This window comes from Micromonospora pallida (assembly GCF_900090325.1).
Lineage (GTDB): Bacteria > Actinomycetota > Actinomycetes > Mycobacteriales > Micromonosporaceae > Micromonospora > Micromonospora pallida.
Map to the genome: position 1 here is coordinate 6,495,923 of NZ_FMHW01000002.1, position 25,543 is coordinate 6,521,465.

Annotated in this window: 21 protein-coding genes, 30 tRNA genes and 1 pseudogene; 14 read left to right on the forward strand and 38 right to left on the reverse strand. The window is 71.5% G+C overall.

Annotated features, from left to right (window positions below):
• Positions 1–14: 14 nt before the first annotated feature.
• Genes GA0074692_RS27490 through GA0074692_RS27505 form a run of 4 tightly spaced genes read left to right on the forward strand, consistent with a single transcriptional unit; the run spans position 15 to position 3,520 of the window.
• A complete protein-coding gene (locus GA0074692_RS27490) occupies positions 15–1,319 on the forward strand; it encodes an outer membrane protein assembly factor BamB family protein (protein WP_091649355.1) in 1,305 nt (434 codons plus the stop codon).
• Positions 1,320–1,349: 30 nt separating this feature from the next.
• Complete coding sequence (locus tag GA0074692_RS27495) at positions 1,350–1,895, forward strand: hypothetical protein (protein WP_141725427.1); 546 nt, start codon at positions 1,350–1,352, stop codon at positions 1,893–1,895.
• Between the two features lie 55 nt (positions 1,896–1,950).
• Positions 1,951–2,493, forward strand: coding sequence for a hypothetical protein (locus tag GA0074692_RS27500; RefSeq protein WP_091649363.1), 543 nt, complete (start codon positions 1,951–1,953; stop codon positions 2,491–2,493).
• A 10-nt stretch (positions 2,494–2,503) separates the two neighbouring features.
• On the forward strand, positions 2,504–3,520 hold the full coding sequence (locus GA0074692_RS27505) for a hypothetical protein (RefSeq protein WP_176738605.1): 1,017 nt from the start codon (positions 2,504–2,506) through the stop codon (positions 3,518–3,520).
• Between the two features lie 39 nt (positions 3,521–3,559).
• Here the strand turns inward: GA0074692_RS27505 and hisC are convergent, their stop codons facing one another.
• From hisC to hppD, 3 genes are all read right to left on the reverse strand, one after another.
• Complete coding sequence (gene hisC, locus GA0074692_RS27510) at positions 3,560–4,663, reverse strand: histidinol-phosphate transaminase (protein WP_091649365.1); 1,104 nt, start codon at positions 4,661–4,663, stop codon at positions 3,560–3,562.
• Positions 4,660–5,709, reverse strand: coding sequence for an RDD family protein (locus GA0074692_RS27515; protein ID WP_091649369.1), 1,050 nt, complete (start codon positions 5,707–5,709; stop codon positions 4,660–4,662). The genes hisC and GA0074692_RS27515 overlap by 4 nt, the downstream gene beginning before the upstream one ends.
• A 105-nt stretch (positions 5,710–5,814) precedes the next feature.
• Positions 5,815–7,020 carry a 4-hydroxyphenylpyruvate dioxygenase gene (hppD, locus tag GA0074692_RS27520; protein ID WP_091649372.1) on the reverse strand — a complete coding sequence of 402 codons (1,206 nt, stop codon included), beginning with the start codon at positions 7,018–7,020 and terminating at the stop codon, positions 5,815–5,817.
• Positions 7,021–7,182: 162 nt separating this feature from the next.
• Here hppD and GA0074692_RS27525 point away from each other — a divergent pair, with 162 nt between their 5' ends.
• The gene (locus GA0074692_RS27525; RefSeq protein ID WP_091649375.1) at positions 7,183–7,677 is read left to right on the forward strand and encodes an Lrp/AsnC family transcriptional regulator; all 495 of its coding nucleotides are present in this window, start codon (positions 7,183–7,185) and stop codon (positions 7,675–7,677) included.
• A gap of 9 nt (positions 7,678–7,686) precedes the next feature.
• Here GA0074692_RS27525 and GA0074692_RS27530 read toward each other — a convergent pair whose 3' ends face one another.
• Complete coding sequence (locus tag GA0074692_RS27530; protein WP_091649379.1) at positions 7,687–8,685, reverse strand: ArsR/SmtB family transcription factor; 999 nt, start codon at positions 8,683–8,685, stop codon at positions 7,687–7,689.
• A 69-nt stretch (positions 8,686–8,754) separates the two neighbouring features.
• Between GA0074692_RS27530 and GA0074692_RS27535 the strand changes: the two genes are divergently transcribed.
• From GA0074692_RS27535 to GA0074692_RS27545, 3 genes are all read left to right on the forward strand, one after another.
• Entirely contained in the window at positions 8,755–10,188 is a 1,434-nt protein-coding gene (locus GA0074692_RS27535; RefSeq protein ID WP_091649382.1) for an MFS transporter, read from the forward strand.
• 112 nt (positions 10,189–10,300) lie between these two features.
• Complete coding sequence (locus tag GA0074692_RS27540) at positions 10,301–11,698, forward strand: outer membrane protein assembly factor BamB family protein (protein WP_091654179.1); 1,398 nt, start codon at positions 10,301–10,303, stop codon at positions 11,696–11,698.
• A 112-nt stretch (positions 11,699–11,810) separates the two neighbouring features.
• Entirely contained in the window at positions 11,811–13,478 is a 1,668-nt protein-coding gene (locus GA0074692_RS27545; RefSeq protein WP_091649386.1) for a fumarate hydratase, read from the forward strand.
• A gap of 74 nt (positions 13,479–13,552) precedes the next feature.
• Here the strand turns inward: GA0074692_RS27545 and GA0074692_RS27550 are convergent, their stop codons facing one another.
• The 34 genes from GA0074692_RS27550 to GA0074692_RS36600 all read right to left on the reverse strand — a co-directional run bounded on the left by GA0074692_RS27550 (position 13,553) and on the right by GA0074692_RS36600 (position 21,633).
• On the reverse strand, positions 13,553–15,397 hold the full coding sequence (locus GA0074692_RS27550; RefSeq protein WP_091649390.1) for a hypothetical protein: 1,845 nt from the start codon (positions 15,395–15,397) through the stop codon (positions 13,553–13,555).
• A gap of 157 nt (positions 15,398–15,554) precedes the next feature.
• On the reverse strand, positions 15,555–17,915 hold the full coding sequence (locus tag GA0074692_RS27555; RefSeq protein ID WP_091649392.1) for a hypothetical protein: 2,361 nt from the start codon (positions 17,913–17,915) through the stop codon (positions 15,555–15,557).
• 301 nt (positions 17,916–18,216) lie between these two features.
• Positions 18,217–18,287 (reverse strand) — tRNA-Cys (locus tag GA0074692_RS27560).
• 11 nt (positions 18,288–18,298) lie between these two features.
• Positions 18,299–18,371 (reverse strand) — tRNA-Arg (locus GA0074692_RS27565).
• A gap of 1 nt (position 18,372) precedes the next feature.
• Positions 18,373–18,459, reverse strand: a tRNA-Tyr gene (locus GA0074692_RS27570).
• Position 18,460: 1 nt separating this feature from the next.
• Positions 18,461–18,536: transfer RNA gene (locus GA0074692_RS27575), tRNA-His, on the reverse strand.
• A gap of 2 nt (positions 18,537–18,538) precedes the next feature.
• Positions 18,539–18,610: transfer RNA gene (locus GA0074692_RS27580), tRNA-Val, on the reverse strand.
• Between the two features lie 28 nt (positions 18,611–18,638).
• Positions 18,639–18,712: transfer RNA gene (locus GA0074692_RS27585), tRNA-Asn, on the reverse strand.
• A 5-nt stretch (positions 18,713–18,717) separates the two neighbouring features.
• A tRNA-Glu gene (locus GA0074692_RS27590) sits at positions 18,718–18,792 on the reverse strand.
• A gap of 4 nt (positions 18,793–18,796) precedes the next feature.
• Positions 18,797–18,869: transfer RNA gene (locus GA0074692_RS27595), tRNA-Val, on the reverse strand.
• Position 18,870: 1 nt separating this feature from the next.
• Positions 18,871–18,949: transfer RNA gene (locus GA0074692_RS27600), tRNA-Met, on the reverse strand.
• 2 nt (positions 18,950–18,951) lie between these two features.
• Positions 18,952–19,023, reverse strand: a tRNA-Arg gene (locus tag GA0074692_RS35035).
• Between the two features lie 4 nt (positions 19,024–19,027).
• Positions 19,028–19,099, reverse strand: a tRNA-Lys gene (locus tag GA0074692_RS27605).
• 1 nt (position 19,100) lies between these two features.
• Positions 19,101–19,188: transfer RNA gene (locus GA0074692_RS35040), tRNA-OTHER, on the reverse strand.
• A gap of 5 nt (positions 19,189–19,193) precedes the next feature.
• Positions 19,194–19,267: transfer RNA gene (locus GA0074692_RS27610), tRNA-Pro, on the reverse strand.
• 5 nt (positions 19,268–19,272) lie between these two features.
• A tRNA-Arg gene (locus GA0074692_RS27615) sits at positions 19,273–19,345 on the reverse strand.
• 14 nt (positions 19,346–19,359) lie between these two features.
• Positions 19,360–19,432: transfer RNA gene (locus GA0074692_RS27620), tRNA-Ile, on the reverse strand.
• A gap of 4 nt (positions 19,433–19,436) precedes the next feature.
• Positions 19,437–19,523, reverse strand: a tRNA-Ser gene (locus GA0074692_RS27625).
• Between the two features lie 5 nt (positions 19,524–19,528).
• A tRNA-Asp gene (locus GA0074692_RS27630) sits at positions 19,529–19,600 on the reverse strand.
• Between the two features lies 1 nt (position 19,601).
• Positions 19,602–19,673 (reverse strand) — tRNA-Ala (locus tag GA0074692_RS35045).
• Between the two features lie 79 nt (positions 19,674–19,752).
• A tRNA-Leu gene (locus tag GA0074692_RS27635) sits at positions 19,753–19,827 on the reverse strand.
• A 48-nt stretch (positions 19,828–19,875) separates the two neighbouring features.
• A tRNA-Met gene (locus tag GA0074692_RS27640) sits at positions 19,876–19,950 on the reverse strand.
• Between the two features lie 5 nt (positions 19,951–19,955).
• Positions 19,956–20,032: transfer RNA gene (locus GA0074692_RS27645), tRNA-Thr, on the reverse strand.
• A 1-nt stretch (position 20,033) separates the two neighbouring features.
• Positions 20,034–20,112 (reverse strand) — tRNA-Leu (locus GA0074692_RS27650).
• 5 nt (positions 20,113–20,117) lie between these two features.
• Positions 20,118–20,190, reverse strand: a tRNA-Gln gene (locus GA0074692_RS27655).
• A gap of 36 nt (positions 20,191–20,226) precedes the next feature.
• Positions 20,227–20,670, reverse strand: a complete 444-nt coding sequence (locus tag GA0074692_RS27660; protein ID WP_091649395.1) for an HNH endonuclease — start codon at positions 20,668–20,670, stop codon at positions 20,227–20,229.
• 53 nt (positions 20,671–20,723) lie between these two features.
• Positions 20,724–20,796: transfer RNA gene (locus GA0074692_RS27665), tRNA-Gly, on the reverse strand.
• Positions 20,797–20,821: 25 nt separating this feature from the next.
• Positions 20,822–20,896 (reverse strand) — tRNA-Leu (locus tag GA0074692_RS27670).
• 9 nt (positions 20,897–20,905) lie between these two features.
• Positions 20,906–20,976, reverse strand: a tRNA-Gly gene (locus GA0074692_RS27675).
• Between the two features lie 11 nt (positions 20,977–20,987).
• A tRNA-Glu gene (locus tag GA0074692_RS27680) sits at positions 20,988–21,062 on the reverse strand.
• A 29-nt stretch (positions 21,063–21,091) separates the two neighbouring features.
• A tRNA-Ala gene (locus tag GA0074692_RS27685) sits at positions 21,092–21,164 on the reverse strand.
• 1 nt (position 21,165) lies between these two features.
• Positions 21,166–21,240 (reverse strand) — tRNA-Pro (locus GA0074692_RS35050).
• A gap of 111 nt (positions 21,241–21,351) precedes the next feature.
• Positions 21,352–21,424: transfer RNA gene (locus GA0074692_RS27690), tRNA-Trp, on the reverse strand.
• Between the two features lie 77 nt (positions 21,425–21,501).
• Positions 21,502–21,633, reverse strand: a complete 132-nt coding sequence (locus tag GA0074692_RS36600) for a hypothetical protein (protein ID WP_281199035.1) — start codon at positions 21,631–21,633, stop codon at positions 21,502–21,504.
• Positions 21,634–21,837: 204 nt separating this feature from the next.
• Here GA0074692_RS36600 and GA0074692_RS27695 point away from each other — a divergent pair, with 204 nt between their 5' ends.
• From GA0074692_RS27695 to GA0074692_RS27715, 6 genes and pseudogenes are all read left to right on the forward strand, one after another.
• Positions 21,838–23,238 carry a class II fumarate hydratase gene (locus GA0074692_RS27695; protein ID WP_091649399.1) on the forward strand — a complete coding sequence of 467 codons (1,401 nt, stop codon included), beginning with the start codon at positions 21,838–21,840 and terminating at the stop codon, positions 23,236–23,238.
• A 57-nt stretch (positions 23,239–23,295) separates the two neighbouring features.
• Positions 23,296–23,412: pseudogene (locus GA0074692_RS36255) on the forward strand (transcriptional regulator); the annotation flags it as partial.
• Positions 23,403–23,585 (forward strand): DUF397 domain-containing protein, encoded by a 183-nt coding sequence (locus GA0074692_RS27700; RefSeq protein WP_091649403.1) that lies wholly within the window; start codon positions 23,403–23,405, stop codon positions 23,583–23,585. The pseudogene GA0074692_RS36255 and the gene GA0074692_RS27700, both read left to right, overlap by 10 nt.
• Before the next feature lies 1 nt (position 23,586).
• Entirely contained in the window at positions 23,587–23,982 is a 396-nt protein-coding gene (locus GA0074692_RS27705) for a pyridoxamine 5'-phosphate oxidase family protein (protein ID WP_091649406.1), read from the forward strand.
• A 138-nt stretch (positions 23,983–24,120) separates the two neighbouring features.
• Positions 24,121–24,807 (forward strand): GNAT family N-acetyltransferase, encoded by a 687-nt coding sequence (locus tag GA0074692_RS27710; RefSeq protein ID WP_091654181.1) that lies wholly within the window; start codon positions 24,121–24,123, stop codon positions 24,805–24,807.
• A gap of 45 nt (positions 24,808–24,852) precedes the next feature.
• Positions 24,853–25,542 carry an HAD family hydrolase gene (locus GA0074692_RS27715; RefSeq protein ID WP_091649408.1) on the forward strand — a complete coding sequence of 230 codons (690 nt, stop codon included), beginning with the start codon at positions 24,853–24,855 and terminating at the stop codon, positions 25,540–25,542.
• Position 25,543 lies beyond the last annotated feature (1 nt).

Sequence of the window (25,543 nt, forward strand, 5' to 3'; positions counted from 1 at the left end):
GGCGGAGGTGCGGCATGGGGATCCCGAAGGGCCGGCGGTGGATCGTCGGTACGGTCGCGGGGCTGCTCGTCGCCGGGCTGAGCGCCGTCACGGTGTACCGGGTGCTCGCCCCGGCCGAGGTGGTCACCGTCGCGCGCGGGGAACGGCCGCCGGCCGTCGACCCGGAGGTCGGCCCGATCGGTCGGTTCGCCACCGCCCCGCTGATCGTGGACGGCCGGGTGCGGGTGTACGCCACCACCCGACAGGTCTGGGCCGACGGACCGGTCGACGACCGGCAGCGCAACACCCCGTACTGGTCGTACCGACGGTGGCCGGCCCAGCTCAGCGGGGTGGTGGCCGCCGGGACCACGGTGGTGAGCCGCTGGTCGGACGGTCGGCTCGTGGCACTCGACGCCGACACCGGCCGGGTCACCTGGCAGGCGGACGCCCCGACCGCGCCGGAGGGTTACACCGGGCGGCGTACCGGGGCGGGGACCGTCTGGCACCCGGACGGCCTGCACACCGCCACCGCCCCGGACGGCGGGACCATGGTGGTGGCCGTCGGCGACCGGCAGGTGCAGGGCACCGACCTGGCCAGCGGGCGGCGGCTCTGGCGGGTCGACGTCGAACCCGGTTGCCGTACCGCTGTCGGGACCACCGTCGCCGGCCGCCTCGCCACCCTGGACCGGTGTACCGGCGACCCGGTCGTCGAGTTCCGCGACGTCGCCACCGGCGCGGTGACCGAACGCTGGAGCCCGCCGGGAGCCGGCGCGGAGGTGACGGTGACCCCGACCGGGTGCGCCACCGCCCGCTCGAACTGCGGCGGTCTGCACATCGCCGAGACCGGGACCGCCGACTCGGGAAGCGCCGTCGCGGCCCGGCAGGGCGGCCGGGGCTGGCTGGTGGACAAGGGGACACCGGTGGCCGCCCTGGGCCTCGACCGGGCCGGCACGGTGCTCGCCGGGGAGGTCGGCGTCACGGCCGAGGACGGTGTGGTGGTCGCCCGGTCCGCGCGGACCGGTGACGAGGTGTGGCGCCGCGCCGACCTGGGGCCGGGGAGCGTCGTGCTCGCCGCGCAGCCCGGTGCCGTGCACCTGCTGACCGGGGAGAGGGACCTGGTCACCCTCGACCCGGTGAGCGGCGTCGAACGGTCCCGCTTCCGGTTCACGGTCGGCCGGGACGGGACGGACTGGGCGCCGGGACTCGGGTACGCGGCCGACGGGTACGTGGGGCTGGAACGTCTCCGTACGCCCGTCGACCCGGCGGGGGACGACCAGCGCTACTTCGCAATGGCCGAGCCGGTGGTCCTCGCGGCGGTGGGTCGAGGAGCCGAGGGTTGAAAAGGACAAATCTCCCCCTATAGTGGTTACGTGCGCATATCACCGTTCCTTGTGGGGTTGCTGCTCGGTGTCGGCGGGGTTCCGTTTCTCGGCGAGCCGGCGTGGGGGCGGGCGGCCCCGGCCACCGTGCCGATTCCGCAGGCCGTGAACCTCGACATCACGGTGCCGGAGTCGGTCAGCATCGGTTCCACCACCGCCGGCGGTACGATCACGGGCTCGCTGGGCACGGTGGTGGTCGAGGACCACCGGGGTTCGTTGAACCCGAACCTCTGGACGGTGACCGTCTCCGCGACGGTCTTCGTCACCGGGGCGGGCGGCAGTGGCCGGACCATCGCCGCCTCGCAGGTGGCGTACTGGTCCGGGCCGGCGACCCGGAGCACCGGCGGCGGCATCCTGGTGCCCGGCCAGTTGACCGCCGCGCAGGCGGTGACCCTCGGCGCGACCCGGGTCGCCTTCCGGAAGACCGCCGGCAACGGCAACAACACCGTGTACTGGTCGCCGACGTTGCGCGTCACGGTGCCGGCGGGGGTGGTGGCCGGCACCTACTACGGCACGGTCACGCATTCCATCGCCTGACCGTTATGTCTTATTTTTTCCAGTATGGGGCCTTTGTCGTGATGTACTGCCGGGCATGAGGAAGCCACTTCTTGCCCTGTCCGTGCTGGCCGGCGTCGTCGTCACCGCCGCCGCGCCCGCCGCCGCCGCGCCCACCGACAGCACCGTCGTCACCTTCGCGATCGGCACCGCCAACCTGGAGATCTTCGCGCCGCACTCGGTGAACCTCGGCTCGACCTTCGCCGGCACCCCCATCCAGGGGGCTATCGGCCCGGTCCAGGTCGTCGACGCGCGGGCCGCTCTGACCGCGACCTGGGTCGCGACGGTGAGCAGCACCGAGTTCTCCACCGGCACCGGATCGGCCGCCGAGACCATCCCGCCTGCCCTGATCGAGTACTGGTCGGGACCGCTGGTCAGCAGCACCGGCAGCGGGACCTTCGTGCCGGGCCAGCCCACCCAGGCGGACGCGGTCACGCTCAGCGTCCCAAGGACCGCCTTCTCGAAGACCTCGGGCAGCGGCAACAACTCGGCCACCTGGAACCCGACGATCCGGGTCAACGTGCCGGCGACCGTGGTGGCCGGCACCTACTCCGCGACGGTGACCCATTCGGTGGCGTGACCCGGCCAGGGTGGCCGCCCTGGTGCTGACGCTGGTCGCCGCCGCCGGTACGCCGGCGGCGGCGGACCGGGGCTCCCCCACCCGGAGCCCCAGCCCCCAGCCCGCTCCGGAGGTGAAGACGGGGGTCGGCATCCGTCTGCTGGACGCACCGGCCAACCGCCGCGAGGACAGCCGGGCGCACCGGTACATCGTCGACCACGTGGCACCCGGCACGACGATCAAGCGGCGCATCGTGGTGGAGAACAAGGCCGAGATGCGCCGGCCGGTGGCGGTCTACCCGGCCGCCGCCGAGGTCGGCCCGGACGGGTTCGTCTTCGCTCCCGGCCGGACCCCGAACGAGCTGACCAGTTGGATCTCCGTCGAACGCGGCGAGGTCCCCCTGAACCCGGACGAGGAGAAGACCCTCTGGGTCACCATCGCCGTGCCGCGCAAGGCGTCCGCCGGGGAGCGGTACGGGGTCGTCTGGGCCGAGGTGCCCGGCACCGGCACCAACATGGTGCGCAACGTCGGCCGGGCCGGCATCCGGATCTACCTCTCGGTGGGTCAGGGTGGGGAGCCTCCCTCGGCCTTCGAGGTGGCACCCCTCGTCGGCGGGCGGGACGCCGACGGCCGGCCCACCGTCACCGCCGAGGTACGCAACACCGGGCAGCGCGCCCTCGACCTGGCGGGGGAACTCTCCCTCGCCGACGGTCCCGGTGGTCTCTCGGCCGGTCCGGTCAAGACGGAGACCGTCACCCTCGGTCTGGGTGGGACCGCCACCGTGCGGATCCCGCTGGACAAGCGCCTCCCGGACGGCCCCTGGGCAGCCACGCTGGCGTTGGCCAGCGGCTGGACCAAGCGCACGGTCTCCAGCACGGTCACGTTCTCCGGGAAGGCTGCCACCGCACCCGCCAGCGGGGAGCGGGACCGCACGGTCGCCGTGCTCACCGGTGGACTGCTCGTCTCCGCGCTGGTGCTGGCGACCTTCCTCGGCCTGGTCCACCGTCGTCGCAACCGGGCGATGCGGCCGCCCCTGCGGGCCGGCTGAGCCGACGGGCGGCGACCCGCCGCCCGTCGGTCGGGGCTCTCAGGCCAGCTCGGTCCGGGCCACGGCCAGGAAGGCGTCGTTCTCCGCCGGGGTGCCGATGGTTATCCGGACGCCGTCGCCGGGGAACGGCCGGACGATCACGCCGCGCGCCTCGCAGGCCCGGCCGAACTCGACCGACCGGTTGCCCAGCGGCAACCAGACGAAGTTGCCCTGGCTGGTCGGGACGTCCGGCACGAGCGCGCGCAGCGCCTCGGTCACCCGCTCCCGCTCGGCGACCACCAGGGCGCACCGCCGCTCGACCTCGTCGGCCTGGGCCAGCGCGGCCAGAGCGGCGGCCTGGGCGGGCAGGCTGATGGAGAACGGGGTGACCACCTTGCGCACGGCGGCGACCAGGGCCGGCTGGGCGACCATGAAACCCACCCGCATCCCGGCCAGACCCCATGCCTTGGAGAGGGTACGCAGCACCGCCACATTGGGCCGGTGGACGTAGTCGAGCCCGTCCGGCACCTCCGGGTCGGTGACGAACTCCCGGTACGCCTCGTCGAGCACCACCAGCACGTCGTCCGGCACGGCGTCGAGGAAGCGCTCCAGCTCCGGCCGGCGCAGGAAGGTGCCGGTGGGGTTGTTCGGGTTGCAGACCACCACCATCCGGGTCCGGTCGGTCACCGCCGCCGCCATCGCGGCCAGGTCGTGGCCGTGCTCCGGCGTGTTGGGCACCTGCACGCTGGTCGCCCCGCTGGTCGCCACGACGATCGGGTACGCCTCGAAGGAGCGCCACGAGTAGACGACCTCGTCACCGGGGAGGCAGGTAGCCCGGACCAGGTGCTCGGCGAGCGCCACCGAACCGCAGCCGGTGACGACGCTCTCCGGCGCCACGCCGTACCGCTCGGCCAGCGCGGCGTGCAACGCCACCACGCCCATGTCCGGGTAGCGGTGCGCTCCGGCGGCGGCCTCGGTGATCGCCTCCACCACACCGGGCAGCGGACCGTAGGGCACCTCGTTGCTCGCCAGCTTGATGGCCTCCGGGATGCCCAGCTCACGGGCCAGATCCGCCGGACTGCGACCGGGGACGTAGTTGGGCAGCGCGTCGAGGTCGGCGCGGGTGAGCCGGATCGGGGACCCGGGGCGGGCGGTGTCGGTCACTTGGCGTCTCCCTCTGGGCGGTCGTGCGCTTCGGCAGGGGTGGAGGTGGTGCGGGGGACCTGGACCACCACGGTCTGCGCGCGCTTGTCGTGCAGCGCCTGGCGCAGCGGATGATCGAACAGGGGGGACAGGGCGTCGAGGAGTTGGAGCAGCAGACCCAGCCCGCAGCAGAACCAGAGCAGGGTGGGCAGACCCAGGGTGTTCCAGCGCCGGAACGACCGCCCGAAGCCGAGCGGCTGGTCCCCGGCGAGGGGCACCGCGCGGATGCCCATCACCCGCTTGCCGAAGGTCTGTCCGCCGCTGGCCATCGACGGGACCTCGTAGGCGAACCAGAGGGCGGTCGCGATCAGCAGGATCGCCACCTGGAGACCACCGGCCTGCTCGCCCGGCGGGGGGAACGGGTCGGTGGAGGTCGAGCCGCTCGACACCCGGGCCCCGAACTCCCGCCAGACCGGCGTCATCTCCTGTACGTACCGCCAGACGAACCAGCCGTTCACCACCACGTTCAGGGCGAGGACGATGCCGAAGTCGATCAGGCGGGCGAGGAAGCGGGCGCCGTATCCGGCCAGCGCCAGGCCGTGCGGACGCGGCTCCGGGGGCTGTGCCGGGTACCCGGGGTACGGCCAGCCGGGCGGCGGCACGTAGCCGGGCGGGGGAGCGTAGCCGGGCGGTGGCATGTGGCCGGGCGGCGGCGGGGGATGGTGGCCGTGCGGTGGCCCGTACCCGTGCGGTGGCGGGGGAGCGTACCCGGGCGGCGGGGGAGCGTGGCCCGGAGGCATCGCTTGTGGGGGGAACTGCCCGCCGGGCGGGTACGCGGGCGACGCCGGCTGCCCGGCCGGGCCGGACCCCGGGGTGCCGGCGACCGGGCCGGTCGGAGCGGAGGTCGGCGCCGCCGGGGTCACCGGTGTGGCCGGCTCGGCCGGCGGTGGGCCCTCGGGTGGGGTGGCCTCGGCGGATATCGGCGCACCGAGCCACCCCTCGCCATCCCAGTAGCGCTGGGTCTCGGGGTCGGCGGGGTCGACGTACCAGCCGGGTTGCACACTCACGCAGCTACCTTAACGACGCCTTCGCTGGCGGTTGGCCCACCTGCCGGGCGGATTGGACCGGTCGCCGTCCAGCGGGTGGACGGCGACCGGGTGCCGGTCACCGGTTCAGAGGTTGCCGCGCTTGTCCTGCTCGCGCTCGATCGCCTCGAACAGCGCCTTGAAGTTGCCCTTGCCGAAGCCGAGCGAGCCGTGCCGCTCGATCAGCTCGAAGAAGACCGTCGGCCGGTCCTGCACCGGCTTGGTGAAGATCTGGAGCAGGTAACCGTCCTCGTCCCGGTCGACGAGGATCTTGCGGGCCTTCAGCTCCTCGATCGGCACCCGCACCTGGCCGATCCGGGCGCGCAGCTCCGGGTCGTCGTAGTACGAGTCCGGGGTGTCCAGGAACTCGACGCCCGCGGCCCGCATCGCGTCGACGCTGGCCAGGATGTCGTTGGTGGCCACCGCGATGTGCTGGGCGCCCGCCCCCTGGTAGAACTCCAGGTACTCGTCGATCTGCGACTTCTTCCGGGCGACGGCCGGCTCGTTGAGCGGGAACTTGACCTTCCGGGTGCCGTTGGCGACCACCTTGCTCATCAGCGCCGAGTAGTCGGTGGCGATGTCGTCGCCGACGAACTCCGCCATGTTGGTGAAGCCCATCACCCGCCGGTAGAACTCGACCCACTCGTCCATCCGGCCCAGCTCGACGTTGCCGACCACGTGGTCGACCGCCTGGAAGAACCGCTTCGGCTGGACCCCGGCGTCGATCATGGGCTGCCGGTCGACGATCGGCCGCCGGGCGACGAAGCCGGGCAGGAACGGGCCGGAGTAGCGGGACCGGTCGACCAGGGTGTGCCGGGTGTCGCCGTAGGTGGCGATCGCAGCGATCCGGACGGTGCCGTGCTCGTCGGTGACGTCGTGCGGTTCCAGCAGGCCGGTCGCGCCCTGGCCGGTGGCGTACGCGTACCCCGCGTCGACGTCCGGGACCTCGAGGGCGATGTCGGTGACGCCGTCGCTGTGCTTGGCGACCAGAGCGGCGTCCGGGGCGTCCGGGCGGACCGCGCCGCGCAGGACGAACCGCGCCGAACCACTGGTCAGCACGTACTCGGCGTAGTCCCGATAGCCCTGCTCCGGCCCCCGGTACGCCACGCAGGTCATGCCGAACGCGGTGGAGTAGTAGTGGGCAGCCTGCTTGGCGTTGCCGACCAGGAAGGTGAGGTGGTCGAGCCCGCGCACCGGGAACGGGTCGTGGCTGATGTCGTGGTCGACGGCGCCGACGAGCGCGTCGACGTCGACCTCTTCGGTCGACGTGGGTCGATCGATCGCCTGGGTCATCGGGACTCCCTCCGTACGGTGCCGCTCGGGTCGGGCGTTCTCGGTCGCGGTGTGACGTCACACCGCGACCTGCCCCTGAGGTGAGGATCGCGGCCGTACCTCCGGTGGGCAACAGTCAGCACATCCGCTGGTCAGGTTGCGCATTCGGTAGGGTCCTCACCCGTGACCACTAGTCAGTTTGTCCAGCTCGACGAACTCGACGCGAGACTCGTCGAGTTGCTCGCCGCCGAGCCGCGGATCGGGGTGCTGGAGTGCTCCCGCCGGCTGGGCGTGGCCCGGGGGACCGTCCAGGCCCGTCTCGACAAGCTGGTCGACCGGGGCGTGGTGACCGGCTTCGGGCCGGACGTCTCCCCGGCGGCCATCGGGTTCGGGGTGACCTCCTTCGTCACCCTGGAGATCAGCCAGCGGCAGGGGCACGATCCGGTCACCGCGCACCTCGCCGAGATCCCGGAGGTGCTGGAGGCGCACACCATCACCGGCTCCAGTGACCTGCTCTGCCGGATCGTCGCCCGCTCGAACACCGACCTCCAGCGGGTCATCGACCAGATCGTGTCGTACGAGGGCATCCGCCGCGCCTCGACGATCATCGCGCTGGCCGAGCAGATCCCGTACCGCGTGCTGCCCCTGGTCCGCTCCGCCGTCACCAGCCGCCCCTGACCCGTTCCGCTACCCCGTCGGACCGGCGGGCGTGTCCCGGGCCAGGGCGTCGCCGAGCGGGGTGCGCGCGTACCGGACCGCCCGCCCGGTGCGGGTCCGGGTGACCAGTCCGGCGTCCCGCAGTACCGCCAGGTGCCCGCCGGCCCCGCCCAGGGTCAGCTCGAGCTGCTGGACGAGTTGGCTGGTGGTGGCGGGTACGGCCAGCGCCCGCAGCACCGCCGCCCGGGTGCGCCCGAGCAGCCGGTCCAGGGCGTCCGGCGGTCGGTCCGGGTCGGGCGGGCCGAGCAGGTCGACCACGCCGGAGGCCCGGTAGACCAGCGCGAACGGCCACGGCGGCTCGACGTAGTTGATCATCATCCCGAAGACGGTCGGTACGAAGAGCAGCCCCTTACCACCCAGCGAGTAGACGTCCGGCTGCCGGTCGGCCACCACGATGGCACCACCGGGCTCCCAGCTCAGCCGGGGGTCGAGACCGGCCACGGCGGCCCCCCAGCCGTAGGTGACCAGCCGCCCGGCCCGCTGGACCACGTCCCGTTCCAGGATGGTCCGCAGCCGGGGCCAGTCCGGCTCGACCAGGGCCGTCCAGACCGCCTCGACCGCGTCCGCCAGCCGGTCCACCACGCCCGGCGAGCGGTAGATCCGCATCGCGTACGCCGGCGGGGTGCGGAGCCCGGCGAGGTTACGGGCCAACTCCTCGCGGGCCTGCGCCAACGGGGTCGCCCGGACCACCGCCAGTTCGTCGGCGAAGCTGCGGCCGGTGCCGTTCGGCGGCGGCTGGATGAAGTCCGCGTTGTAGCCGCCCCGACGCAGCAGGGCCAGCAGCGCCCCCACCTCCGGCAGCTCGCGGCGCAGTCGTTCGTACACCGGCCGTACCCGGGCCACCCACGGGGCGAGGCCGGGCGCGCTGTGCTGGCCGGCGCAGAGCCGCAGCGCCGACACCGCCTCGCCCAGTGGCGAGATGGCGTACCGGCTCGCCGCGATGTCGGCCGGGGTCACCTGGATCCGCACGTACCGGCCTACCTTTCGCTTCAGAGCGAAAGGATAGAGCGGCCGGCGGAGCCCGGACAGGATGCCGCCGTGAACGTCACCCGCACCACCGCGCCGCCTGTCGCGCCGGACCGCCCGGCCACCTTCCGGGACGTCTTCGCCGTCGCCGAGTTCCGGGTCCTCTTCGCCAGCTACGGCGTCTTCCTGATCGGCGAGACGGTCAAGATGCTCGCCCTCTCCGTGCTCGTCTACGAACGCACCGGCTCCGGCCTGATCGCCGCCCTGGCGTACGTCACCGGATTCCTGCCGCACGCGTTCGGCGGGGTGTTCCTGCTCGCCCTCGCCGACCGGTGGCCGCCCCGCGCCGTGATCGTCGGCTACGAACTGGTCCGGCTGGCCCTGGTGGCGGTGCTCGCCGTCGGGGTGCTCTCCCCGGCCGGCATGCTCGGGCTGGTCTTCGTCGTCGGCCTGTTCGGCCCGGTCAGCAGCGCCGCCCGGACCGCGCTGCTGCCGGAGATCCTGCACGGCGACGCGTACGTGCTGGGCCGGTCCCTGCTCACCGTGGCGTCCGGCGGCACCCAGGTCGTCGGGTTCGCCGTCGGTGGCCTTCTGCTCGGCGTGGTCGGGCCGTACGGGGCGCTCTGGCTGACCGCCGCCACCTGCGCGCTCGCCGCACTGCTGGTCCGGACCGGCCTGCGGGCCCGCCCCGGCCGGCACCGGAACGACCCGACCGGCCCGGCCGAAACCCACGGGAGCGGTCCGACCCGGACCCACGAGACCGGCCCCACCGGGAACCACGGAACCGGCCCGACCGGGACCGACGGAACCGGCCCGACCGGGACCGACGGGAGCAGTCCGACCAGCCCGAGACGGACCGGGGCGGTGCGGGAGACCTGGCGCGGCAACCGGGAACTCCTCGCCGACCGGCGGATCCGGGGCCTGCTGCTGGCCCAGTGGCTGCCCGGGTCGATGCTGGTCGGGGCCGAGGCGGTCGCGGTGCCGTACGCGGCCGAACTCGGCCCCGGGGCGAGCGCCGGCGTACTGCTGATGGCCGGCGCGTTCGGGATGCTCCTCGGGGACCTGGTGGTGGGGCGGTTCGTGGCACCCGCCGCCCGGGAACGGCTCAGCCGGTGGTTCGCGCTGCTGCTCGGCGTACCGATGCTGGTCTTTCCGCTCCGACCCGGCCTGGTGGTCGCCGCGCTGCTCTTCGCGGTGTCCGCCGCCGGCTTCGCCTACCAGCTCGGGCTGGCGCGGCGGTTCCTCGACGCGCTGCCGGCGGCCCGGCGCGGCCAGGCGTTCGGGCTGACCGGCACGGGGATGATGACCGCCCAGGGGCTCGCCGCGGCGGCGGCCGGGGCACTGAGCGAGGTGACCGGTCCGGCGGCGGCGATGACCCTCGCCGGGCTCGCCTCGCTCGTCGCCACCGGGGCCCTGTGGCGGGTCCTCACCCCGGAACCCGGGACCGATCGACCGGCCCGACCGAACCCGCCTGACCTCGTCGGGGACGACGATCGGCCGGATTAGTCCACCGACACGGCCCCCCGGAGGGCACCAGGGCCTTGCCGACCTGGCTACGGTGTCCGTTGTGGCTCAGCAGGGCGGCCGGTGCGTCATTTGCTACGTGATCCTCGCGTTGATCGCGGTCCTGGTGCTGACCGTGACCGGCGTGTGGAACCCGTGGCCGGGGGTGTGGGACGCGGTCAACCGTAGCCAACCCATCTCCGAGCCCGACGTGACCTGGCAGCGTCGTATCGGCGGCACCCCGCAGAGCGTCACCGTCGCCGGGGACGCCGTGGTGGTGGAGCAGCGGACCCGGGTGGAGGGGCTCAGCCTCGCCACCGGCGCGCCGCTGTGGGAGCGCAAGGCGGACTGGGCCGCGGTCGCCGGGGACGGCCGCGACGCGGTCGTCGCGGTCGGCAAGCTGCTGGTCAAGGGGTACGAACTGCTCGACCCGGCGACCGGTGCGGTCCGTCGCCGGGACAACGAGGCGGTGGCCGTGTGGACGTACCGGAACATGGTGCTGGACGCCCGCTGCGCGCAGGCCACCGACTGCACGGTCAGCGCCTGGGACGTGCGCGGCAGCCGTCCGCTCTGGACGGCCTTCCTGCCCGGTGTGGAGAGCGGCTTCTTCGCCGACAACCCGGAACTGCTGGGCACCCGGCGGCTGACCGGCCTCCGGATCGACCCCGACGTGGCCGGCCCGGAGGCGATGCCCGCGCTGCTCGGCTTCCCGATCGACGGCCGGGTGCACGTGCTGGACACGGCGACCGGCCGGGTGGTGCGCGACGTCGAGCCCGGCCGGGAGGAACGGCTGGTCACCGTGGGCGGGCGGCTGCTGCGGATCGAGGCGAAATCGGAGGACGGCGGCTGCTACTTCACCCTCTCCGGCCGGGACGCGACCACCGGGCGGGAGGTGTGGCGACGGGCCGGGATCAACCTGCGGACCGCCGACAGCGCCGGGTGCGTGCAGCGGGAGGACCCGCAGGGCGCGCGGAACGTGGTGGTCGGGGTGGCCCCGGACGCCCGGGAGACGGTCGTCGACGCGTACGACGGGCGGCTGCTCTGGGTCGGCGCGGACGGGGAGAAACTGGTCGCCGTGGACGACCGCCGCCTGCTGGTCCGCTCGGCGGACAAGCGCTCGATCGCCGGCCGGGAGTTCGGCGTGGACCGCCCGCGCTGGACCCGCCGGTCGGCGGAGAAGACGGCCGGGGCGCTCACGCCGTACGCGGCGGTGCTCACCGAGGACAAACCCTCCCGGGTGGTCGCCCTCGACCCCCGCACCGGGCGGGAACTGGCGAACCTGCGTACCTCGGCGAACGTGCTGGCGGTCGGACCCGCCGGCATGGTGATCGGCGAGGGACGGGAGATCGGATACGTCCGGTTCGCCGGTGCCACCGGCGGTGCGCCACCGGCCGGCGACGAGGGGGCCGGCGGGAACCCCGGAGACGCCCCGGAACGCGGCCCGGACCCGAACGCGAGCTGCGGTCCGAAGGGTGAGAGCTGCCCGGAATCCGACGGGGGTAAGGACGGGTGAAGGGGGATGACCGCCCGGACGGGCGGCGACGACCGGGACGGATGAGAGCGGTGTCGCACGACTCACCCGGCGGGTACGACGACCCGGCCCGACTGCCCTAGGCTTTCCGCTCATGAGCAGTGCCGCCGCGTTCACCTACGCCCCCTTGCTGCCGACCGGCCCCGACCAGACCGAGTACCGCCTGATCACCGACGAGGGCGTCGACGTCGTCAACGGTCCGGGTGGCCGCCGGTTCCTCACCGTGGACCCGGCCGCGCTCACCGCGCTGACCGCCGAGGCGATGCACGACATCGCGCACTTCCTGCGCCCGGCCCACCTGGCCCAGCTCCAGTCGATCATCGACGATCCGGCGGCGTCGCCGAACGACCGCTTCGTCGCGCTGGACCTGCTGCGCAACGCGAACATCGCGGCCGGCGGCGTGCTGCCGATGTGCCAGGACACCGGCACCGCCATCGTGATGGGCAAGCGCGGCCGGCACGTGCTCACCGACGGCACCGACGCGGAGGCGATCTCCCGGGGCGTCTACCAGGCGTACACGAAGCTCAACCTGCGCTACTCCCAGCTCGCCCCGCTGACCATGTGGGATGAGCGGAACACCGGCAGCAACCTCCCGGCACAGGTGGAGATCTACGCCGAGGACCCGGACGGCCACCCGGACGCGTACAAGTTCCTCTTCATGGCCAAGGGCGGCGGCTCGGCCAACAAGTCGTACCTCTACCAGGAAACCAAGGCGCTGCTGAACCCGACGCGGATGATGCAGTTCCTGGAGGAGAAGCTGCGGCTCATCGGCACCTCGGCCTGCCCGCCGTACCACCTGGCCATCGTCATCGGCGGCACCTCCGCCGAGTACGCGCTGAAGACCGCCAAGTACGCCTCCGCCAAGTACCTCGACGCGCTGCCCACCGAGGGCTCGATGACCGCGCACGGCTTCCGGGACCTGGAGCTGGAGGCGCAGGTGCTGGAGCTGACCCGCAACTTCGGCATCGGCGCACAGTTCGGCGGGCGGTACTTCTGCCACGACGTACGGGTGGTCCGGCTGCCCCGGCACGGGGCGTCCTGCCCGGTCGCCATCGCGGTCTCCTGCTCGGCCGACCGGCAGGCGGTCGCCAAGATCACCCCGTCGGGCGTGTGGCTGGAGCGCCTCGAAACCGACCCGGCCCGCTTCCTGCCCGACGTCACCGACGAGACCCTGGAGACCGAGGAGGTCGTCCGGGTCGACCTGAACCGGCCGATGGACGAGATCCGCGCCGAGCTGTCGAAGTACCCGGTGAAGACCCGGCTCTCGCTGACCGGCCCCCTGGTGGTTGCCCGGGACATCGCCCACGCCAAGATCGCCGAGCGGCTGGACGCGGGCGAGCCGATGCCGCAGTACCTGCGCGACCACGCCGTCTACTACGCCGGCCCGGCCAAGACCCCCGAGGGGTACGCCTCCGGCTCGTTCGGCCCCACCACCGCCGGCCGGATGGACGCCTACGTGGAGAAGTTCCAGGCGGCCGGCGGATCGCTGGTGATGCTGGCCAAGGGCAACCGCTCCGCCCAGGTCACCCGCTCCTGCGACCAGCACGGCGGCTTCTACCTCGGCTCGATCGGCGGCCCGGCCGCCCGGCTCGCCCAGGACTGCATCAAGCACGTCGAGGTCCTGGAGTACCAGGAGCTGGGCATGGAGGCGGTCTGGAAGATCGAGGTGGAGGACTTCCCGGCCTTCATCGTGGTCGACGACAAGGGCAACGACTTCTTCGCCGAGGTCACCAAGCCCGTCCTCACCGTCGGCCGCCGCTGACCCCCGGCTTCCGCCGACCGTTACGCCGACGGGGCGCCCGGCCGCAGCCGGACGCCCCTGGTGGATGTCGCGCGTCAGCTCGCCTTGCTGGCGTAGAACGTTCCGGTGAAGGTCTCCGAGACGACCCCGTCGGCGGTGCGACCGTAGACGGTGATCCGGTAGATCTTGGAAGTCGCCGGCGTGTAGCTCATCGACGCCGAGCCGTCGGGTCCGGCCGCGACCGTCTGCGCAGGGCCGAAGGCGATCGAGTAGACGTACTCCGTCACCCCGGGCATGCCCGGCTGGAAGACGAACGTGCCCGGTGTCCCGGCGGGTGCCCCCGTCATCTTGTTGATCGGGTACTCGACGGAGCTGACGGTCGGCTTGGTCGCCAGGTAGATGTAGTACCTACCCTCCCCGGACGGCAGGTCGTCGACGGTACGGCTCCGCACGTAGACGTTGTTCCCGCCCGGCTTCGCCGGGACGACCGTGACCGTGGCGGTGCCGTCGGCCCCGGCGGCCACCGTCTGCTCCGGCCCGTCGTTCAGGCGGTAGGTGTACTCGACGACGTTCTCCATCCCAGGCTGGAAGGTCAACGTACGAGCCTCGCCGAAGCCGGCGGTCGGGTTGCCGTCGACGATCGTCGGGCTGGTGGTCCGTACCCGGAAGCGGTAGGTCGTGACCGTCGACATCCTGCCGGCCCGATCCACGGCGTGGACGGAGAGGGACGCCGGCCCCTCAGATTGCGGCGCGATGGGCACGGTGACCGAACCACCCGGTGCGTCGGCCGCCACCTCGACGGGCGACCCGCCTGGCAACGAATAGCGATAGCGCACCGTGTCGGTGCTGCCGTTCGCGCCGAAGGTGAACTCGCCCGGGATACCCGGACCGCCGTACGAGGCGTCGTCGTCCGGGTAGTCGGTCGAGCTGACCGTCGGCGGGGCCGGAGAGGTGGTGTCGACCGTGAACCGGCACTCCGACGACCAGGCCGAGACGGCACCGTTCGGGTCGGTCGCCCGGACCACGAAGACGTAGGTTTCCCCGTCGGCCAGGAGCCCGGCCGGCACGTCGTAGCGGAAGGGCAAGCCCGACGACATCCATCCGGTCGTCCGCTCGGTCCGCTCCGCCGGCCGGTCGGCTGGCCACCAGGCGAACGTCGCGGTCAGTTGCTCGGCGTGGGCCGAGGCGTGGTCCGGGTCGGTCAGCACGGTGGTGAGATACGGGGTCGCCTCCGGGACGAACATGTCCGTCGTGCAGGGCTTGCCGAGGACGCTCAACGCGCCAGGCGCGTTCGGTGCGCCGTTGACGTGCAACGAGAGACCGAGCGGCTTGATGTGGCGGCCGTACTGCGCGTCGTCCTCCAGATCGCCGGCGACCCGGACCAGGTAGGTGACCGAGTCCCAGCCGGCCGTGACCGCCTGCTGAAGCGCCGGGGTGATCACCGTCTGGAAGGAGGTCGCGCCGCAGGGAACGTCCGGTGCGAGGTCCGCGACCTTCTCCCGTACGGTGGGGGCGTCTCGCCAGGTCGGCGGGGTGACCGGGGTGTCGGTGCGCCAGAGTTCCAGCGCGCGGGGCTTGTCGCAGTCGTTGACGGACGTCTCCCCGGTGATGGCCCCCGCCGAGATGACCTGCTTGCCGTGGTACGGCGTCAGGTCAAAGGTGAAGTAGACCCGGGACGGTTCGCCACCGTTCCCGTCCTCCCCACTGCCGACCGGTGCGCTGCCGGTGAGCGGGAGGGCGGTGGTGGGTTGGCCGGCGTTGACGACGGTGGCGCTGGTCGCGTCGACGTAGGTGTAGAAGCCCGCGCTGGCGGGCTCGCCACCACCGACCAGAACGGCCGGGACGGCGAGGAGGGCGGCGAGGCCCGTGACGACGACCCGGCGAGACGATCGGCGTAGGCCGACGGCGGGACCGGTCAGACCCCCGTGTGGATACGACAAGATGGAAAACCTCCGAGGTGGGGCGATCAATTCGATGATCGTAACTATCCAGCGACTCCCTGTCGCCAGTGTTCTGCGGGGCCGGGACTGAACCGCCAGCTCCCGCTGACCAGCACGCCGACGGGGCGCCCGGCCGCAGCCGAACGCCCCGTCGTCGTTACCCGTCGATCCAGAAGCTGTAGTAGTTGGAACCGGAGAGCACGCCCGTGGCCGTCCGGGCGCGTACGGTCAGCTCGTGGACGTACGCCGACTCGGCGGTCCACGTCAGCGTCGCCGTGCCGTCCGGACCGACCGGCACGGTCTGCTCGCTCCCGCCGTCGAAGACGTAGACGAACTCCGTTGCACCGGGCAGGCCGGTGGTGAACACGAAGTCGCCGGTGGTGCCCACGGGGCCGCCCTGCCAGCCGAAGACCTCCGAGATGATCGTCGGGGTGTACGGCTCCACCCGGAACGAGTAGAACGCCGCGTCGGTGGTCGTGCCGCTCGCCGTGCGGGCCCGGACCCGCAGCTCCACCCAGCCGTAGTTCTGTTCGTCGTACGCCTGGGGCGTCCACTCGACGGTGGCGCTGCCGTCGGCGTTTGCGGTCACCGTCTTCTCCGCCTCACCCCGGAACGTGTAGACATACGAGGTGACCCCGGTGACCTGGGCGTGCGGCCGGAACGTGAACGACCCGGTCACCCCCGGCCCGCCCCCGGTGAGGTTCCGCCGATAGACCTCGGAGGCCACCGTGGGGGCGACCGACGTCACGTAGAACTGGTAGGTGACGGTCTCGGACACGACGCCCGTGCTGGTCCGGCTGAACACCTCCAGGGTGTGACCGTGGGCGGCGGCTGGGGTGTAGTCGATGGTGGTGGTGCCGTCCGGCCCGGCCGCCACCGTCCGCTGCTCCCCGTAGTTGAACGAGTAGACGTACTCGGTGACGTCGTCCATCGCCGGCTGGAAGCGGAAGCTGCCGGCCGTGCCGACCGGTGCTCCGTCCTCCCACTCCGGCCACTGCGCGGACGAGACCACCGGCTCGGTCCGGACCCGGAAGGGGTAGGCAGCCCGGCCGGAGACCAGGCTGTCCCGGGTCCGGCTGGTCACGTACAGCGTGTTCTCCGTCCGGGTGGGCACCACGGTCACCGTGGCGGAGCCGTCGGCACCGGCCGCGACGGTCTGCTCGGGCTCGTCGTTCAGCCGGTAGGTGTACGACACCACGTCGTCCATGCCGGGAGCGAAGACGAAGCCGCGCGGCGCGCCCAGTCGGGCGTTCGGGTCGTTGTCGGTGACCCGGGGCGTGGTGTCCCGGACGATGAACTCGTAGACGACCAGGTCCGACGGAAGACCGGCCCGGTCAACGCTGCGCACGTAGATCCGGTTCGGGCCGTGCCGCTGCGGGGCGTGGCTGATCGTCGCCGCGCCGGTCGCGTCGGCGGTGACGTGGTTGCTCGGACCCGCGGTGCCCCACTGGTAGCCGGCCACGTCGTCCGCCCCGTTCGGGCCGAAGGTGAACGTGCCGGGCAGGCCGGCACCGCCGTGCCCGGGGTAATCCCCACCGGACGGGTAGTCGGTTGAGGAGACGGTGGGGGTCGGTGGCCGGACCGTGTCGACGGTGAACCGGCACTCCGCCGACCAGCCCGAGTTGGCGTGCTGGTCGCTGGCCCGCACCTGGAAGGCGTACGTGCCACCGTGGGCCAGGTGGCCGTCGGGCATCCGGTACACCTGGGTGGCGGGTGCCGACATCGGGGAGACCGTCCACTCGGTGCGTTCGGTTGGCCGGTCCACCGGCCACCAGGCGAACGTCGCCGACACCGGGTCTCCGGCGTACGACTCCATCCGGTCCGGATCGGTGACGCTGGCCGCCAGCACCGGCGCGGTGGTGGGGACCAGCAGGCCGTCCGCGCAGGCCCGGCCGTCCACCCGCAGGTTGGTCGGCACGTCGGGAGCGCCGTTCGCCTCGATCGAGATGCCGAGGGTCTTGATCCGCCGCCCGTAGTGCTTGTTCTCCTCCAGGTCCTCGCCGCCGATCCGGGCCAGGTAGGTGACCGTGTCCAGCTCGGCGTCGACGGCCTGCTGCACCGCCTCGGTGAGCAGGATCTCCAGGTGGCCACGGCAGGGGGCGTTCGGCGCGACGTCGCCGATCTTCTCCCGTACCGTCGGCGCGTTCTGCCAGGTCGGGGCGGCGGCGGGGGTGTCGGTCCGCCAGAGTTCGAGGACGCGGGGCCTGTCGCAGTCGTTGGCGGCCGTCTCACCACTCATTCCCATCGCCCGGATGATCTGCTTGTTTCGGTACGGGGTCAGGTCGAAGGTGAAGTACGCCCGCGAGGTGTGCCTCCCGTCGGCGTCCTCCCAGGTGCCGACCGGCACGTTGCCGTCGGTGACCGGGAACGCGGTGGTCGGCCGGGCCGAGTCGGTGAAGGTGGCGCTGGTCGGCGTGACATAGCGGGTCAGGGCCGCCGAGGCTGGCTGCCCAGTGGCGAGCAGTGCGCCGCCAGCGGCGAGGAGGGCGGCCAGTCCGCCACCCAGGAAACGCCGCAATATTGATCGACTTGTGCCGATCATTGCGCCGGTGGTGCCCCCGTGTGAACGCAGCAAGATGGGATCCTCCGAGGTGAGGGTGGGATTTTTATGATCGTAACTGTCCCTGGCTGGCCGTACCCCCGGTTTTTTGGCTGATGTCCGCAGCCATTGCGACCGATGTGGACGGCGCTTGGCGCGAACTTTGTCAGAAGATTGAGCATCGACCGGCATGCCGCTGATGGGCGTTTTGTCTAGTGCGCTGTCGAGGCTGATCCACCGCACGTACGCCTGCGCCTCAACCCCACAGTGGATGGCATCGAGGCCGTGCGGGGAATCGAACCCCGGTGCGCGGTTTTGCAGACCGCTCCCTGACCACTCGGGCACACGACCAAGGCGACACGTGCCCCCGGCAGGGTTCGAACCTGCGACCTTCGGATCCGGAATCCGACGCGCTATCCACTGCGCTACGGGGGCTTGGTGGAAGTGGAGAGATTCGAACTCCCAGAGCGCTGACGCACCCGGTTTACAGCCGGGCCCACCTCACCATCGGTGGCGCACTTCCATGGGGTGACTGGCGGGACTCGAACCCGCGAACCTCCCGGGCCACAACCGGGCGCTCTACCGCTGAGCTACAGCCACAGTGCCCGCACCTGGATTCGAACCAGGGCAACCCGGTGTGTGGGACCGGTGCTCTACCACTGAGCTACACGGGCGGAAACGGGGCAATGCCCCGGGGGAACGCTCCGGCGGCAGGACTCGAACCTGCACATGTACGGATTAACAATCCGCTGCCCTGCCAGTTGGGCGACACCGGAATGAGTAGAGCCGACGGGACTCGAACCCGCACATGTCCGGATTGAAAGTCCGGCGACTTTGCCACTTCGTCTACGGCTCCACGGTGCCCGGAAGCGGAGTCGAACCGCTGGCCTCTGCCATGTCGTGGCAGCGCTCTACCGACTGAGCTATCCGGACCTGGTAGCGGGGGCGGGATTTGAACCCGCGATCTCCGGCTTATGAGGCCGGCGAGGACGACCTAACTCCTCTACCCCGCAAGTGCGGCACCCGGGAATCGAACCCGGCGCACACGGCTTAGAAGGCCGCAGAGCGCATCCAGCGCACGTACCGCGAAGTGCCCCCGGGGAATTACGATATCCCGTCTCACCGATTAAGAGTCGGTTGCTCTTCCTCTGAGCTACGGAGGCTTGGCGGAAGGTAAAGGAGTCGAACCCTCGGGCTCTCACCCGGTACCGGTTTTCGAGACCGGCTGCGGACCTGTTCCGCACTACCTTCCGCGAGTCGGGTAGACAGGATTTGAACCTGCGTCCTTCCGGTCCCAAACCGGACGCGCCACCAAACTGCGCCACTACCCGATGCGTGCCCCTGGCAGGATTCGAACCTGCGGCCTCCTGGTTCGTAGCCAGGCGCTCTATCCACTGAGCTACAGGGGCAAGGCGTTGCTGCGTGCCGACGAGAGGAATCGAACCTCCGACTCCCGCCTTATCAGGGCGGTGCTCTGACCGCTGAGCTACGACGGCTCGGCGAAGGGTGAGGGATTTGAACCCCCGGCGGGCGGACCCGCTCCGCGCTAGCAACGCGGTGCCATCGACCAGACTCGGCCAACCCTTCATGCGCGCCAACGACGGGAATCGAACCCGCGGCCCTCCGATCGACAGTCGGATGCTCTACCACTGAGCTACGTCGGCATGGTGGATCGACGGGGAGTCGAACCCCGCACGCGAGGCTTGCAAAGCGACGCTGTGCACCAGCACTCGACCCATGGCTCGGTTGGCCGGAATCGAACCGGCTTCTCCCGGCTGCCCGGGGGCAGCGGTCCCGTTCCGCCTACGACCTGCCGTGCCCGGAGAGGGACTCGAACCCCCACTGAACGCGTCCTGAACGCGTTGCCTCCTGCCATTTGGGCTACCCGGACAAGTTTCCTCGACCCGGGGGCGAAGGTGTGCCCTTCGCCCCGAAGCCGTGGTGCCGACGCCCGGTGTCGATCCGGGTGCCTTCCGGTTATGAGCCGGATGCTCTGCCGTTGAGCTACGTCGGCGTGGTTGGAGCCGATGACAGGAATCGAACCTGCGTCCGCCGCATTACAGGTGCGGTGCTCGACCATCGTGAGCTCCACCGGCTTGGTGCCCTCGGCACGACTCGAACGTGCACGTTGACCAGGATCTCGGCCTGGCGCCTCTCCCAGTTGGGCCACGAGGGCGTGCGCTGCGGGCGGAGGACTCGAACCTCCAACCTTCCGGATCAGAGCCGGACGTGCTGCCAGTTGCACCAGCCCGCATCGGCGGCCGGCGGGCAGAGGCCCGCCGGCCGGTGATCAGCGCTGCACCATGCCCGACCAGGTGGGCACCGACGGCGGGAACCGCAGTTCCATCCCCGCCTCGGCGGGGGTCAGGTCACCCTTGCGCTGGTTGCAGGCGTAGCACGCGCCGATCGTGTTCTTCCAGCTGTTCCGGCCGCCCCGCGAGCGGGGCAGGATGTGGTCGACGGTGGTGGCCGTCGACGGGCAGTACGCGCACCGGTAGCCGTCGCGGCGCAGCACGCCGGACTTGGACCAGCCGGGACCGCTGCGGTACCGCCACCTGGTGACGACGTACCGGACCAGGCGCAGGACGCGCGGCATCGGGAAGACGCCGAGGTGCCGGTCCGGCTCGGCTTCGTGGATCTCGGCGACCCGGCGCATCAGCATCCGGATCGCGTGTTGGACGGGGACCCGGTGCAGTGGTCCCAGGTCGGCGTTGAGCACGAGCACGGCGTTCACCGGGCCCTCCCTTCTTCTTGACGGTTGGTGGTGAGAGACGACTTGGTGGTGAGAGCGGACGACGGGGTTCGAACCCGTGACCTCGACGTTGGCAACGTCGCGCGCTACCGGCTGCGCCACGTCCGCAAGGGGGCCGTCTACGACGGCGGGGTGCCGAGGGCGGGACTCGAACCCGCAACGACGGAGGTTTGAGCTCCGCGCCTCGTGCCTGTTGGGCTACCTCGGCAAGGACAAGAGCGGTACCGGGGAATCGAACCCCGACCTACTGCTTGGAAGGCAGCAGCTCTCCCGTTGAGCTAGTACCGCGTGTGGTTGCGTAGGCCGTACGGGGCTCGAACCCGTAAACCTCCTGGCTGAGAACCAGGCGAGCTGCCAGCTTGCTCCAACGGCCCAGGGAGCCGGCGGAAGGCCGGCCCGTACGTGGAGAAGAGGGGACTCGAACCCCTGGCCCCCGCCCTGCCGAGGCGGTGCTCTGCCAACTGAGCTACATCCCCATGGTCCGGGACCGGGGTGTCGAACCCCGTGTCTCCTGCTCCCAAAGCAGGCGGTTTACCGTCTCCCTCGCCCCGGTAGGTGTTGCCCCCGGCCGGCCCGTGACGGCGCCGGCCGGGGTACGGATAAATGCCATCCACTGTGGAGTTGAGAATTAGCGACGCCGCCGGCCGAAGCCGTGGCGAAAAGCAGGGGCGACAGGACTCGAACCTGCAACCTTCGGTTTTGGAGACCGGTGCTCTACCCGTTGAGCTACGCCCCTGTGAAATTGTTGCCGGGTAACGAAAAAGCCGCCCGTTCCCCTGGCTGGGGTGGGCGGCTTCGCAGCTTGCGCTGGCGCTACTCGCGCCGCCACCCCGGCTTCCAGTTCCATTCGCTCGCCGGCAGGTCATGGGCTCGCCCGATCGAGGGCAGCACGACACCGCCGCGCGGCATACACCGCGTGGTTTCGGTGGAGGCGTACTGCAACACGGGGAGCTCCTTGGGTTTGGGCCGGTCTTGCCTTGCTCATTAAAGGTAAGGGCGGGCGTGCACCGCTGGCAATGGATATTTCCAAGACCCATTCATGTGTGCCCCGGCCGCCGCGTTGACCGACTGGCGCGGCTGGTCCGGCACCCACCCTCGATGACCTGCGATCATCTGCGGGCCGGGGGCGGGCGCGGCAGGATGGAACGCGTGACGAATCCAGAGACAGCGGGCTACCGGATTGAACGCGACTCGATGGGTGAGGTGGAGGTGCCCGCCGACGCGCTGTGGCGGGCGCAGACCCAGCGTGCCGTGCAGAACTTCCCGATCTCGGGTCGGGGCATCGAGTCCGCCCAGATTCGCGCGTTGGCCCAGATCAAGGGCGCGGCGGCCCAGGTCAACGCCGAGTTGGGTGTGCTCGATCCCGAGGTGGCCGCCGCGATCGCGACCGCTGCCGCGCACGTTGCCGACGGCGGTTACGACGACCAGTTCCCGGTCGACGTTTTCCAGACCGGCTCGGGCACGTCGTCCAACATGAACACCAACGAGGTGATCGCCACCCTGGCCGGCCGTGAGCTGGGCCGGGGCGTGCACCCGAACGACGACGTCAACGCCTCGCAGTCCAGCAACGACGTCTTCCCGTCCTCGATCCACCTGGCCGCCACCCAGGCGGTCGCGCACGACCTGCTGCCCGCGCTGATCCATCTGGCCGAGGCGCTGGAGGCCAAGGCCGCCGAGTTCGAGACCGTGGTCAAGGCCGGACGGACCCACCTGATGGATGCCACGCCGGTCACCCTGGGCCAGGAGTTCGGCGGGTACGCCGCGCAGATCCGGTACGGCGTCGAGCGGTTGGAGGCGGCCCTGCCTCGGCTGGCCGAACTGCCGCTGGGTGGCACCGCCGTGGGCACCGGCATCAACACCCCGCTCGGCTTCGCCGGCCGGGTGATCGAGAAGCTGCGCGAGTCGACCGGCCTGCCGGTGACCGAGGCCCGCAACCACTTCGAGGCGCAGGGTGCGCGGGACGCGCTGGTGGAGACGTCCGGTCAGCTCCGTACCGTCGCGGTCGGCTTCTACAAGATCGCGAACGACGTACGGTGGATGGGCTCCGGTCCCCGCGCCGGCCTGCGTGAGCTGCGCATCCCCGACCTCCAGCCCGGCTCGTCGATCATGCCCGGCAAGGTGAACCCGGTGGTCGCCGAGGCGGTCCGGCAGGTCTGTGCCCAGGTGATCGGCAACGACGCCACGGTCGCCTTCGCTGGCTCCCAGGGCGACTTCGAGCTGAACGTGATGCTCCCGGTGATGGCCCGCAACCTGCTGGAGTCGATCCGGCTGCTGGCCGCGTCGAGCCGCCTCTTCGCCGACCGCTGTGTGGCCGGCCTCGCCGCGAACGCCGACGTCTGTCTGGCGTACGCGGAGGGCTCGCCGTCGATCGTCACCCCGCTCAACCGCTACCTCGGCTACGACGAGGCCGCCTCGATCGCCAAGGAGGCGCTGGCCAAGGAGATCTCCATCCGTGAGGTGGTGCTCGCCCGGGGCCACGTGGACAGCGGCAAGCTCAACGCCGACCAGCTCGACGAGGCGTTGGACGTGCTCAGGATGACCCATCCCTGATCCGCGCCCAGCCGAGGAACCGGGCGAAGATCGCCGCCGGATCGGGGCCGTCGTCCGGATCGGCCGGCGGATCTGTCGCTGCTGCAACGGATCTGGGAGGCTACCCTCGGCGAGGCGTTGCCCCCGCAGGAGTCCATCGAGCTGATGAGGGAAGTGGCGGAGTCATGGACCTGACCGGCGCCCACTGGCGCAAGAGCAGCCGCAGCGGGCAGAACGACATGTGCGTCGAGGTGGCGACGAACCTGCCCGGCCTGGTCGGGGTGCGCGACAGCAAGGACCCGGCCGGCCCGGCGCTCACCTTCGACCCGTACGCCTGGCGGGTCTTCCTCGCGACGCTGCCGCGCTGACGTGTCGGTGGTTCCCGACGGCGAGGTGCTGACCCGGCTCGACCGGGAGCGCAACGTCTGGTTCTGCACCCTTCGTCCCGACGGCCCGCCGCACGTGACGCCGGTGTGGTTCGTCTACCTCGACGGCCGGTGGTGGATCTGCACCGCCGCCCGTAACCGCAAGGTCCGCAACGTGGCGGCCGACCCCCGGGTCTCACTGGCATTGGAGGACGGGCGGGCCCCGGTGGTCGCCGAGGGCACGGTGGCGATCCACCGCGAGTCCTTCCCCGCCGAGGTGGTGGCGGCCTTCCGGGCGAAGTACGGCTGGGACGTCACCGGCTCGGACGGGCCCGAGGGCGGCAATGTCCTGCTCCAGGTCACCGTCACCCGCTGGCTCCTCGCCGGTTCGGTCGACTGACCGACCCGGCACGCGCCGGACGGCCGGACAGCGGCCCCGGCAGTCCGGCGGCCCAGTGGGCGGCGACGCGGGGCCTCGGCGGTGCGGAGCCTCGGAAACGTGTGGCCGGTCGGCTGGCGACCCGGCACGATGCCGGGCATGACCGACGACCCGGAGCCGGGCGGGACATTGCTGGAGACCGAGCGTCTCCGGCTGCGCCGGTTCACCTTGGCCGACCTTGATCACCTCGTCGCGCTGGACAGCGACCCGGAGGTGATGCGTTACCTCACCGGCGGCCGGCCCACCCCGCTGCCGGTGGTGCGCGACCAGGTGCTGCCCCGGCTGCTCGGCGAGTACGACCGCTGGCCCGGCCTCGGTCGTTGGGCGGCGACCGACCGCACCGACGGCACCTTCCTCGGCTGGTTCGCCCTCGACCCACCCGCCGACCCATCCCCGGAGCCGGCAGCCGACCCAGCCGCCGATTCGGCCACCGACCCATCTACGGATCCGGCCCCCGACCCACCCGCCGATCCGGCCGCCGGCCGCCCGCAGACCGAGCTGGGCCGCCACCTCACGCAGGCCGAACTGGGCTACCGGCTCCGGCGTTCGGTGTGGGGCCGGGGGCTTGCCACCGAGGGATCCCGAGCTCTCGTCCACTATGCCTTCAGACATCTTGGGCTCCGGCGGGTCTGGGCGCAGACCATGGCCGTCAACCTGCGGTCCCGGCGGGTCATGGAAAAAGCGGGCCTACGGTACGTCCGCACTTTCCACCTCACCTGGGACGACCCCATTCCGGGCTCCAAGCACGGAGAGGTCGAGTACGAGATTCTCCGCTCCGAGTGTTAGGAAGGTGTTCTGTCCGAAAAGGATCGACAGCGGGGGGCTCCTTCCATGGTGAGTGTGGTCGTGTTCGACGCGGACGAGACGCTGCTAAATCTGCGGCCGGCGGTGACCAGCAGTCTGTTGGCCGTACTGGCGGAGATGCGGCGGCTGAGCCCGGCGGCGGCCGCGCTTTCGCTCGCGGACCTGGAGGCGGACTGCGCGGCGGTCTGGGCCGCGGACTGCACCCTGCCGGTGGAGGTGATCCGCCGGCTCGGGTTGGTCCGGTCGCTGGCGCGGGTCGGTCTGGACGCCGAGATCGACCGCGTCCTCGACCTGTTCTTCGCCCACCGGTTCGCCCTGACCAGGCCGTTCCCGGACGTGCTCCCGGCGCTGGCCGACCTGCGCCGGCACTTCGTGCTCGGCTACGCCACAAACGGCAACAGCCGGACCGAACGCTGCGGCCTCGCCGGGGAGTTCACCTTCGAGTTGTACGCCCACGAGAACGGGCTGCCGAAGAAACCCGCACCCGAGTTCTATGCGGTGGTGGTGGCGGCGGCCGGCGTTCCCGCCTCGGAGGTGCTCTACGTCGGGGACAACCTCGACCACGACGTGGTGGCGGCGCAGGCGGCGGGCCTGCGTACGGTCTGGGTGAACCGGACTGGAGCACAGTGCCGGGCCGATGTGCAACCGGACGCCGAGGTATCCACTTTGGCCGAACTGCTCGGCGTCATCGACCGGTCGGTGCGACAACCCCTGTGAT

What these genes read in the sequence shown, in the direction of transcription:
- GA0074692_RS27710 (WP_091654181.1), top strand. Translation starts at nt 24,121, where the DNA reads ATGACCGACGACCCGGAGCCGGGCGGGACATTGCTGGAGACCGAGCGT.
- GA0074692_RS27500 (WP_091649363.1), top strand. Translation starts at nt 1,951, where the DNA reads ATGAGGAAGCCACTTCTTGCCCTGTCCGTGCTGGCCGGCGTCGTCGTC.
- GA0074692_RS27490 (WP_091649355.1), top strand. Translation starts at nt 15, where the DNA reads ATGGGGATCCCGAAGGGCCGGCGGTGGATCGTCGGTACGGTCGCGGGG.
- GA0074692_RS27715 (WP_091649408.1), top strand. Translation starts at nt 24,853, where the DNA reads ATGGTGAGTGTGGTCGTGTTCGACGCGGACGAGACGCTGCTAAATCTG.
- GA0074692_RS27700 (WP_091649403.1), top strand. Translation starts at nt 23,403, where the DNA reads ATGGACCTGACCGGCGCCCACTGGCGCAAGAGCAGCCGCAGCGGGCAG.
- hppD (WP_091649372.1), bottom strand. Translation starts at nt 7,020, where the DNA reads ATGACCCAGGCGATCGATCGACCCACGTCGACCGAAGAGGTCGACGTC.
- GA0074692_RS27545 (WP_091649386.1), top strand. Translation starts at nt 11,811, where the DNA reads ATGAGCAGTGCCGCCGCGTTCACCTACGCCCCCTTGCTGCCGACCGGC.